General features: G+C 58.7%; 8 protein-coding genes and 1 rRNA gene. 4 read left to right on the top strand and 5 right to left on the bottom strand.

Annotated elements, in window-relative coordinates; all coding sequences use genetic code 11:
* Positions 1 to 112, top strand: a 5S ribosomal RNA gene (rrf, locus tag ACP7E4_RS25010); the annotation flags it as partial.
* A gap of 149 nt (positions 113 to 261) precedes the next feature.
* On the opposite strand, the gene mksF is transcribed toward rrf, so the two are convergent.
* The 3 genes from mksF to mksB are packed head-to-tail and all read right to left on the bottom strand — an operon-like array spanning position 262 to position 5,061.
* Positions 262 to 3,096 carry an Mks condensin complex protein MksF gene (gene mksF / locus ACP7E4_RS25005; RefSeq protein WP_426118372.1) on the bottom strand — a complete coding sequence of 945 codons (2,835 nt, stop codon included), beginning with the start codon at positions 3,094 to 3,096 and terminating at the stop codon, positions 262 to 264.
* On the bottom strand, positions 3,093 to 3,803 hold the full coding sequence (gene mksE, locus ACP7E4_RS25000; RefSeq protein ID WP_426118370.1) for an Mks condensin complex protein MksE: 711 nt from the start codon (positions 3,801 to 3,803) through the stop codon (positions 3,093 to 3,095). The genes mksF and mksE overlap by 4 nt, the downstream gene beginning before the upstream one ends.
* Positions 3,793 to 5,061 carry an Mks condensin complex protein MksB gene (gene mksB / locus ACP7E4_RS24995; protein ID WP_426118368.1) on the bottom strand — a complete coding sequence of 423 codons (1,269 nt, stop codon included), beginning with the start codon at positions 5,059 to 5,061 and terminating at the stop codon, positions 3,793 to 3,795. Before mksB ends, mksE begins: the two co-directional genes overlap by 11 nt.
* A gap of 143 nt (positions 5,062 to 5,204) precedes the next feature.
* Here mksB and ACP7E4_RS24990 point away from each other — a divergent pair, with 143 nt between their 5' ends.
* Positions 5,205 to 6,002, top strand: a complete 798-nt coding sequence (locus ACP7E4_RS24990) for an energy transducer TonB (protein WP_426118366.1) — start codon at positions 5,205 to 5,207, stop codon at positions 6,000 to 6,002.
* Positions 5,995 to 6,447 (top strand): ribosomal protein S18-alanine N-acetyltransferase, encoded by a 453-nt coding sequence (gene rimI / locus ACP7E4_RS24985; protein ID WP_426118364.1) that lies wholly within the window; start codon positions 5,995 to 5,997, stop codon positions 6,445 to 6,447. Before ACP7E4_RS24990 ends, rimI begins: the two co-directional genes overlap by 8 nt.
* Positions 6,448 to 6,621: 174 nt before the next feature.
* Here rimI and ACP7E4_RS24980 read toward each other — a convergent pair whose 3' ends face one another.
* A complete protein-coding gene (locus ACP7E4_RS24980; protein WP_426118362.1) occupies positions 6,622 to 7,032 on the bottom strand; it encodes a serine kinase/phosphatase in 411 nt (136 codons plus the stop codon).
* A 152-nt stretch (positions 7,033 to 7,184) separates the two neighbouring features.
* On the opposite strand from ACP7E4_RS24980, the gene can reads away from it, so the two are divergent.
* Positions 7,185 to 7,826 (top strand): carbonate dehydratase, encoded by a 642-nt coding sequence (gene can, locus ACP7E4_RS24975; protein WP_426118360.1) that lies wholly within the window; start codon positions 7,185 to 7,187, stop codon positions 7,824 to 7,826.
* Between the two features lie 24 nt (positions 7,827 to 7,850).
* Here the strand turns inward: can and ACP7E4_RS24970 are convergent, their stop codons facing one another.
* The gene (locus ACP7E4_RS24970; protein WP_426118358.1) at positions 7,851 to 9,017 is read right to left on the bottom strand and encodes a hypothetical protein; all 1,167 of its coding nucleotides are present in this window, start codon (positions 9,015 to 9,017) and stop codon (positions 7,851 to 7,853) included.
* Between the last annotated feature and the right edge of the window lie 70 nt (positions 9,018 to 9,087).

Below are 9,087 nucleotides of genomic sequence, written 5' to 3'. Positions count from 1 at the left end.
ACGACCATAGAGCATTGGAACCACCTGATCCCATCCCGAACTCAGCAGTGAAACGATGCATCGCCGATGGTAGTGTGGGGTTTCCCCATGTGAGAGTAGGTCATCGTCAAGATTGAATTCCAGAACCCCTGATCGCTTACGCGTTCGGGGGTTTTGTTTGTCCGCTCGGAAATCTCTTTCTAGCCAGTACACAGTGCACTTAGTTGCAACCAATAAAAAAGGCCGCATCCACATGCGGCCTTCCGTTACTGCATTGAACAGTTATTCAGCAACTTCCTCAGCAACTTCTTCAACCACTATTGCCTTCACATCGTCACGACGACGAATGTATTTCCAGTCGGCCTCGTCGATGTAGATGCCGTTAGGCCCGCTGCCGCCTTCAAGGTCGATGGCGACATGGGCCGAGACTTGAGGCTTCACGCTGGCCAGGATTGGCACAAAGCCAAGCTGCAGGCTTGTTTCGAGGAGTGCCGCCTGATTCTTCTCGTCGATGTCAGCCGCTTCATCCAGGTAATAGGGCAAGCGAATGCGTCCAGCCTGATCGCGATCCATCAAGTGCAGCAACAGGTACATGTTGGTGAGAGCCTTGATGGTCATCGTGGTGCCGTTGGAGGCTGCACCGTCGATGTCGGTGTGGATGATCGGCTGACCGTTAACCTTGGTGATCTCAAACGCCAGCTCGAACAAATCCTTCAAGCCCAGCTGGTTATGATTCGCCGCCACCAGACGTGCCAGGTATTCCTTGGCCTCTTCGTTCTTGTTGTCCTGCTCGGCACTTTGGCTCAAGTCGAAGACCGATAGAGTTTCGCCTTCTTCATATTGGCCGGCACTGTGGATGATCTGGTCGATATGCTTGAGTGCTTCTTTGTTCGGCGCGAGCACGATGCGGAAGCTCTCAAGGTTGGAAACCTGACGCTTGTTGATCTCGCGGTTGAATAGCGCCAGTTGATGCTCAAGGCTGTCGTAGTCGCTGCGGATGTTGCGCAGGGTCCGCGCGATGTCTGTCACAGCAGCACGACGCGCCTTGCCCAAGGTGAGCGCCTCGTCGGTACGGTGTGCGTAAGCGTTGATCAGCAACTGCAAGCGACGCTCTACATCATCTTCGCTGTCGAACTTGGCCACGCCTTTGAGACGAACTTGCGCATACAGCGCTTCGATCTGGCCATCGCTGCGCAGCAATCCCTGCCAGCTATCCTGGTAGTCGTTAAGCAGCGGCAGCAAGTTCTCCAGCGAATCATCCACCGGATCCATGAACGGCGTGCCAAACGGCAGGTCGGCTGGTAGCAGCTGACGACGACGCAGTGCGTCATCCAGTGTGCGTTGTTTGGACTCAAGGTCACCGATCTGCCGTGCGATCAGTTGCAGCTTGGCCGAAAGTTGCTGGACGCGTTCGGTGAAGGCATCGCTGGAGCGTTTCAACTCGTCCTGCGCCGCCTCCATCTGGGCCAGCTGTTCCAGTTTGTCGGACTCTTCCGCGCTCAGGGTCTGGCAACGGCGGAAGTCTTCCAGCGCTTTCTGTGCATCCAGCACTTGTTGATACAAAGCCTCGGTTTGCGTCTTGCTGGCCGAGCGGTCAGCCGCAACGGCTTGCTGAGTCTTGAGTTGCTTGAGTTCTTTTTCAAGACGTTCTTTTTGATCGCGCAATGCCGCGCGGTCGGCCAGAGCCTGAAGTGCCGGTGGTTCGATGTTCGACAGATTGATCGTCAGACCCGGCACCTGGAATTGCTCGCCTTTGAAGCTATCGAGGATCAGTTCCAGGGATTTGACCCAGGCATCGCCATCGTCCAGCGCAATCCCTTGCTCACCCAGTGGCAAGCTGAACAGGGCACTGTTGAATAGGCGCATCAGGCGCTCGACGTCCGGCTGGGAAAACTCTTCGCGCAATCGGGCATAGCTGTTGTTGTCGGCATGATCGAGTTGCTGCTTCACCGACTTCAGGCGTTTTTCCAGATCCCGCAAACGTTCGTCGAGGTCTTCCGCACTGAATTGCCGGGACTGCGCCAGGGCACCTGCCAATTCATCATGGGCGTCTTTCGCTGCCAGCAATTGCTGTTCAAGAACCTTGGCGTCATCCACCAGCGCAAAACGATTCTTGAGCACCGCGAGTTCGCCAACCCAACGCTGAATGCCGCTGATTTCACGTTCCAGGCGCATCAGCTCCTGAGTGCCGCCACGCTGATCGTTCTGCAGTACATCCTGCTGGCCGCGATAATGTTCGGCCTGAATAACCAGTTCTTCCTTGCGGGCACCGGAGTAATCCATCCAGGTGCCGAGCAGGGAATCCAGCAGCGGAGACAGGCGATGCAGCTTGCCGCGCAGCAGGTCGCGTTGTTTCACGCCCGCCGCCAGAGCTTCTACCAGCGGACCGGCGAGGACCAGAGAGTTGTAGTCCTGCTCCATGCGGCGTACATCGCGGAAGGCTTCTTCGCACGCGGCGATGTAATCGACGCTACCGGAACGCAGGCTGTGCTCGAATGCATCGAGAAACAATTGCTTGAGCTTGGCTGCGGTGATTTCCCGCATGTGCAGCAAGTTGATGAACAGCGCGCGGAAGGTCTTCAGGCTCTGTTCGCTGGTGGAGCGCAGCGGAATCAACGTCAGGTCCAGCGGAATCGAAGTGTGTCCGCCAACCAGCAAGCGCCGCAACTCATCAGGCTTGAGCTCGTAAGCCTTCAGCCCCTGACTTTCCAGATTGCTGAACAGCTCTTTCTGACGCAGGCAAGTGTCGTTCTTCTGGTAGTGGCCCAGATCAAGCTCGCCCGCATAGGCGAAGAACTGGTGACCGAAACCGCCGCCTGGACCGCGGCCGACCACACCGATCACGTGTGGGCCATGGGGCAGCGACACTTCGACCAGAATGTAACTGGTGTCCGACGCAAAGTAGAAACGGCGTGATTGTTCCAGCGTGTATTTGCCGAAACTCATGTCTGACATGCGTGCCAGAATCGGGAATTGCAGGGCGTTGATCGAGGCGCTTTTACCGAGGTTATTCGCGCCATACACCGACAGCGGGTGTTCCAGCGGAAACAGCCCGAGGCTGTAACCGGCAGTGTTCAGCAGGGCAAAGCGGCGGATGCCGTAGCGTTCCTGGCTCATGCGTCTATCTCCTGTTGCTCGTCAGCGATAGCCCGGGCCAAGGCTTGTTCTTCGGTTTCCGATGATTCGTCGAACTCGGCCAGATCCAGTGGGTCATCGGTCTCCAGCAGTTTTTCGTCGCTGTCGTCATCGATGAGCACGGGCGTCGGCAAGGGCAATACGCTGTGGAGGCTGGCCGCCAGATCGCGATCCTGCTGCACCGACAGACAAACATCCAGAAAACGGTGCATGGGCGGCAGGAAACGGTAAATGCCGTTGTCCTCGCTGGCGAAACCCAGTTGAGTCATGCGGCGCATGATCTTTTCTTCCAGCTCGTCCGGGGTCTGGACTTCGGCCTGGATAAACAGGTCGCGGTATTTTTCCAGCAGCGAAGGCAGTTCATCACGGCCCAGGCTGCCGCCGTCGAGTACGGCGACCGGATCACGACCCTGATCGGCCAGATGCTCGACGAGGATGAAGGTGAACAGCGCCAGGCGTTGCGCGGTCTTGTTGACCTGCGCGGCAGCCAGGTCCGGGACGAAGTAATAAAAGCCACGGGTGTCGCACACCAGCTCGAAACCCAAGGCCTTGAACAGCGTTCGGTACTGATCCTGAGCGTTGGACAGTTGCGCATACAGCTCCGGGTCGCGGCGGCTGATGTGATAACCCTTGAACAGCTCGCGAAAGATCGGAGCCAGCTGGGACATTTCGGAGAGATCAAGATGCATTGACTGGATTCCCTGGCTGCTCATCACGGCTGGAGAGCAGGGCAAAAGAGCTCAGGCTGACCTGATGCTCCTGAGTGAAATAATCGCGTCGTTCGAGGCGTTCACGAGCGAAGCGTTTGTCCCGCGACAGACGCGAGAACCAATACAGCAATTCATCGGTAGCGCCGTCCGGCTCCTGTTCCAGCAGCCAGACCATCAGGTCCGGCAGCGGCAGGGCGTCTTCGCAACGCTCCAGCATTTCCTTGACCGTGCGCGGCGCTTGCGGCGGTTCGCCCTTGCGCTTGGCGTTGGCCTTGGGGAATTTGGCGGGCTTGGGTTCGAAGCGCGCCAGCGCATAGACATATGCCTCGACCTGACTCGCGCTGCCGAGAAAGGTGCTTTGCGGACGAGTGAACATCGGCATCGCCGCTTGCGGCACGGCGTCCAGGCCTTTACGCCGGATCGCCGACAGCGCCAGCGCCGCCCCGCGCGTCACGGCGTTGTGTCGACGGGCTTCTTCGCGCAAGGGCAGCAGCAGTTCCCGAGCGTGACGCAAGGTCAGCTGGGCGCTGGTCTGCATTTCGAGGATGCGCGCGTGGGTGCGCAGCAGCATGTCGTCGTCCACCAGATGGCCGAGGCGCTGCTGTTCGGTGAGCATGCGCAACAGGACGTTTTCGACCTTGCGCACGCCTTGCTCGAAAGCGCCGTCGGCATTCACCAGTTGAATCATCGGTTCGATGTATTCGTCCCAGGTCGCCAGCACTTCGGCATAGCGTTGTCGCAGGGGGATCTGCCGGTCGCTGGTCTTGGCCCGATCGGCAACGGCCACTAGCGCCTGTTCGTCATTGGCGAGTTTCTTCAGGACGTCCCGCACGCGCATGTCCAGCAGCCGCAATTGGCGGGCGAGGTCATCGGCGTCGCGGATATCAAAGGCGTCCTGGATGTAACCGGCCAGACGCTCCAGATGGCGCAAGTAGGCTTCGATTTCCAGGCACAGGCCCAAGCGGTGCTCGCGACGCAGATAGGACAGGAAGTCGTGGATCTGCGCGTTGAGTTCGAACCGATTGGGGCTTTTGGCCACGGGGACCAGGATATCCAGACGAATCCACACATCCAGCAGGTTGGTGATGTCCTGCGGCGTGCTGTCCATTTGTTGTGCGGCCAGTTGCAGGCGCAAATCGCTCAGGCTCAAGGTGCCTTGGTCGAAGTGTTCGCACAATGGCTCAAGAAGCGCCCAGTGTTCGGCAAGGGCGCGCAAGACGCGCTTAGGTTCGATCATTGGTTGGCCGGTGGTTGGCAAATAAAAGCAGCGATTGTACTGCATCGGCTGCTCAACATTTCACCTCCGGACGATCAACTGCGGCGGGAATCGGCGAAGGGCGGTAGAATCGCCTCCTTAACTTATCCACAGGTGGCTGACCTTTGCTAAACGAGTCCCGCCGCCGCGCTTATATGACCGCCATGCAGGTGGTCAATTGGCTGCCGCGCACTGAATTGCCTTTTGCTGCACCGTCACGCACTGAGCTGCTTGAACCGCTGCTCGCGGTCGAAGACGCGCCGGTCGCTGCCATCACGCAGACTGCCGAGCGCGCAGCGGTTGCCGCGCCCTCCGTAGCGCCGCCGCGTCCGGTCGAACGGCCGAAAGTCGAAGTGCCGCGTCCGTCACTGGCCAGCACCCGCGCACCTGCTGCCGTTGTCGAAACCGCAGCGCCTGCGCCGGTCAAAGCGCCTGTCGTGCCACCACCGCGCTTTGCGCTGCAACTGTTGCGTGCCGGGCGTTGCCTGCTGTTGGTGGAGTTGCCCACAGGCCAGGCGTTCCAGAGCCGTGATCCATCTTATTTGTTACTAAAAGACATGCTGCGTGCCGCCGGTTTGCCGGACAGCCCGCAAATCATTGGCGAGCCGGTGCGATGGCCGCTGCTGGTCAGGGGCAATCTGGACCAGGGCCCGGAAGCGGCGCGTGATTTCGTGCAAGGTTTCGTGTCAGCACGTCTCGAAGACGAACCCTGCGCCTGCCTGTGGTTGATTGGCCTGCCTTCGGTGCGTTTTGCCGGGGAAGCCAATGCGCAATCCTATAACCATGAACTGCAGGTCGATGGCCTGGGTTCAGCCTGGGCTTTGCCGGGTCTGGAATTACTGATGGACGAGCCTCAACGCAAGGCGGATGTCTGGCAAGCCATGCGTCGGCTAATGGCGCGCTGGAAACCGATAGATGAGTGACGCAGTAACCTTCCGCCCGATGACCGAGGCGGATCTCGACGCCGTATTGAAGATTGAGTACGCCGCCTTCAGCCATCCCTGGACGCGGGGCATCTTCCTCGATGGGCTCAAGTCCTATGAAATCTGGCTGATGTTTGAAGGTGCCCAGCAAGTCGGACATGGCGTTGTGCAAGTCATCATCGACGAGGCGCATCTGCTTAATATCACTGTCAAGCCGGAAAGCCAGGGCCGAGGTTTGGGGCTGCGCTTGCTTGAACAGCTGATGTCCCGGGCTTATGCGCTCAATGCCCGGGAATGCTTCCTCGAACTTCGCGACAGCAACCGCTCGGCGTATCGCTTGTATGAGCGATTTGGCTTCAACGAGATTGGCCGGCGTCGGGATTACTACCCGGCCGTTGGCGGGCGCGAAGATGCGCTGGTGATGGCCTGTACGTTGTTTGAGTAAATCAATGTAGGTGCAACGAAAATCCGGTAGGAGGGGACTTGTCCCCGATAACGTCGGATGAGCCGACATCATTTCGCCTGCCACACCTTAGTTGCCTGGGCCGACGCCTTCCCGGACAAGTCCGGTCCTACCGGATGTATCCGGGAAGAGGCCATTTCGTTCGCTGCATCCAGTTCACTTCTCCGGCTTGCCATCCAACGGATCAAGACGACCCAGCTCCGCTTCATCCAGCCCGTCACCACCGCCGATATCGTCTTCATCGACCACGCTCAGTTCGAAGTCCGCCGGGTTGTCTTCGCCTTCTTCTCTGGCAGAACGAGCGCCGTCTTCACGGATCAACATTTCCGGGTCAAGGTCATCGTCGGTGGAATGGTGATCGGGAGTCGATGCGCCAGTCAGGCCGGCTTCGCGAACTCGCTTCTCAGGAAGTTCATGCGCCAGCTCGTCCTCGGGCATCAGATCGCCGATGCGTGCGCTCGGTTCTTCCTCGTCAAAGTCCAGTTCTTCCATTGAGCCCATACGGTCTTCGTTGTCATCGATAGGCTCGGGCTGGGTGGCATCGAAGGGACGGCGTGAATCAGTCATGGCGAATCCTCGTTATTTGGGTCCTTAATAGGTGGACCGGCCACCACTCTGAAGATTCCTTTTTGTTCCTCCGGGCGAGTAGTGGCAAATAAGCGTGACCTGGGTCGCCGAGGCCTAGTCAAACGCTGGGCACATCTTCGAGGCGTACAAGCATGAACGAGCTACAAGAGCTGATCGACAACAACGAACGTTGGGCTGATGCGATCACCAAGGAAGATCCTGAGTTTTTCGCCAAGCTGGCACGGCAGCAAACCCCGGAATACCTTTGGATCGGTTGCTCGGATGCGCGTGTCCCGGCCAACGAAATCGTGGGCATGTTGCCCGGTGACTTGTTTGTGCACCGCAACGTTGCCAACGTCGTGCTGCACACCGATCTCAATTGCCTGTCCGTGATCCAGTACGCAGTCGACGTGCTCAAGGTCAAATACATTCTGGTCACCGGCCACTACGGTTGTGGCGGCGTGCGCGCATCGATGCAGGACCGTCAACTGGGCCTGATCGATGGCTGGTTACGCTCGATTCGTGATCTGTATTACGAGAACCGCGATGCCCTCGCGAAGCTGCCGACCGAGGAAGAACGGGTCGACCGCTTGTGCGAGCTCAACGTCATTCAGCAAGTGGCGAACGTCGGCCACACCAGCATTGTGCAGAACGCCTGGCATCGCGGGCAGAGCCTGTCCATTCACGGCTGCATCTATGGCATCAAGGATGGTCGCTTCAAGAGCTTGAACGCGACCATCAGCGGTCCGGAGCAGTTGCCGCCGCAGTACCGGTTGCGACCGCAGGGGGTCTAACCCCGAGCGCTCGCTCCAGCGATGTTACAGATACGGATGGCTGGCCGGAACGGTCAGCGGTTTCTGCAACTGCTGCAGTGAGCGCGTTACCTCGCCCGTGCTGCATTTGGCAGCAGCTTGTTCTGCGGTCAGGTCGCGTTCGGCGGTATAGAACAGCTCACACGTCTGCACCTTGTCGGTCACCTGCCATTTCTGCATGCATGCGCTCAGCGTAGTTGCTGGATCCGCGCCAGGTGTCTGCCCCATCGCCGCTTGCCAGCAGGCTGCGCTCAAATCCTGTCCCATTACCGCAAGGCCTGCCGCGTCGGCCTTGGCCTGGTCGCCGCCATAGTTCGCCTTGTTATCCGCGTACCAGATATAGCTTGGGTGGTTGGATCCCAGCACCGCGACTTTTTGTCCGGCGCTCGGACTGATAGTCGCCAGGCCCAGCACGGGCACATTGGCACCATATTGTTGGTTGATCCATTTCCTCACGGGAGCGCCAAACGCCACCATCGGCAAGGAGCTGCCTTTGGCGTTCTGACTGAGCTCCTTGACCATGGTGGTCTGGTAATTCTGGAAATAGCTGTAAACCTCTTCCAGCGAATTACCGGCATTGGCGGGAGCGGCAATCGGGGCGATGTCGATGATCGTCTGATAGCCCGGCGTCTGAGCGGCAGGAATTCCGTTGAGTGTCAGTAGCGTGGCCCAGCGATCAGTGGTGGCCGAGACCAGATAGTCCTGAGCCAGCGTCAGCGAAGTGTCCGGCGGAAAGTGCAGTAACTCGACGCTCTTGCGGTTTTCCAGGGCCATGCCCAATGGCAGGAAGAGGTACCAGTTGTATTGCCATTTGTGGTCGAGATTGAGCTTCTTCGCGCCGCTGATGGCCAGCTCGCCCGCGTCGAGCAGTGCTGTCAACGGTTTGCCGTACCCGTCAGGCACGCCACTGATATCGGCGTAGAGCACGTCGTTGTCACTTTTCACGCTGACGCCACCGGTATAACCGTCGCGCTGGACGCTTTGGGTCAGGTAATGCTCCGCAGTCTGCTCCAGCGTCCAGTCTCGGAAGCAGATGACGCTGCAATTGTTGGGGTAAGCGAAGAGTTGCGAAACCCGTTCCCGGCTGCCGAGCTTTATGTGGACGTCAGCCTGGGCGACGGTGCTCAACGTCAGTGCGGCGAGGGTTGCAGTCCATACAGCGGCTTTGTGCATGCTCATATCCTTAGTGGCAATGTGTCCCGAGACCGGGCTGTTTCAATAATGAAACACATTGCCATCATCA

This window comes from Pseudomonas sp. DSP3-2-3 (assembly GCF_049898225.1).
GTDB lineage: Bacteria > Pseudomonadota > Gammaproteobacteria > Pseudomonadales > Pseudomonadaceae > Aquipseudomonas.
The sequence above is the reverse complement of the archived record's forward strand: the minus strand, read 5'-3'. Positions and strand labels throughout refer to the sequence as shown.

Excerpts from the sequence above, each read along its gene's own strand:
- ACP7E4_RS24980 (WP_426118362.1), bottom strand. The coding sequence starts at position 7,032 with ATGACTGATTCACGCCGTCCCTTCGATGCCACCCAGCCCGAGCCTATC.
- mksE (WP_426118370.1), bottom strand. The coding sequence starts at position 3,803 with ATGCATCTTGATCTCTCCGAAATGTCCCAGCTGGCTCCGATCTTTCGC.
- rimI (WP_426118364.1), top strand. The coding sequence starts at position 5,995 with ATGAGTGACGCAGTAACCTTCCGCCCGATGACCGAGGCGGATCTCGAC.
- mksB (WP_426118368.1), bottom strand. The coding sequence starts at position 5,061 with ATGATCGAACCTAAGCGCGTCTTGCGCGCCCTTGCCGAACACTGGGCG.
- can (WP_426118360.1), top strand. The coding sequence starts at position 7,185 with ATGAACGAGCTACAAGAGCTGATCGACAACAACGAACGTTGGGCTGAT.
- ACP7E4_RS24970 (WP_426118358.1), bottom strand. The coding sequence starts at position 9,017 with ATGCACAAAGCCGCTGTATGGACTGCAACCCTCGCCGCACTGACGTTG.
- mksF (WP_426118372.1), bottom strand. The coding sequence starts at position 3,096 with ATGAGCCAGGAACGCTACGGCATCCGCCGCTTTGCCCTGCTGAACACT.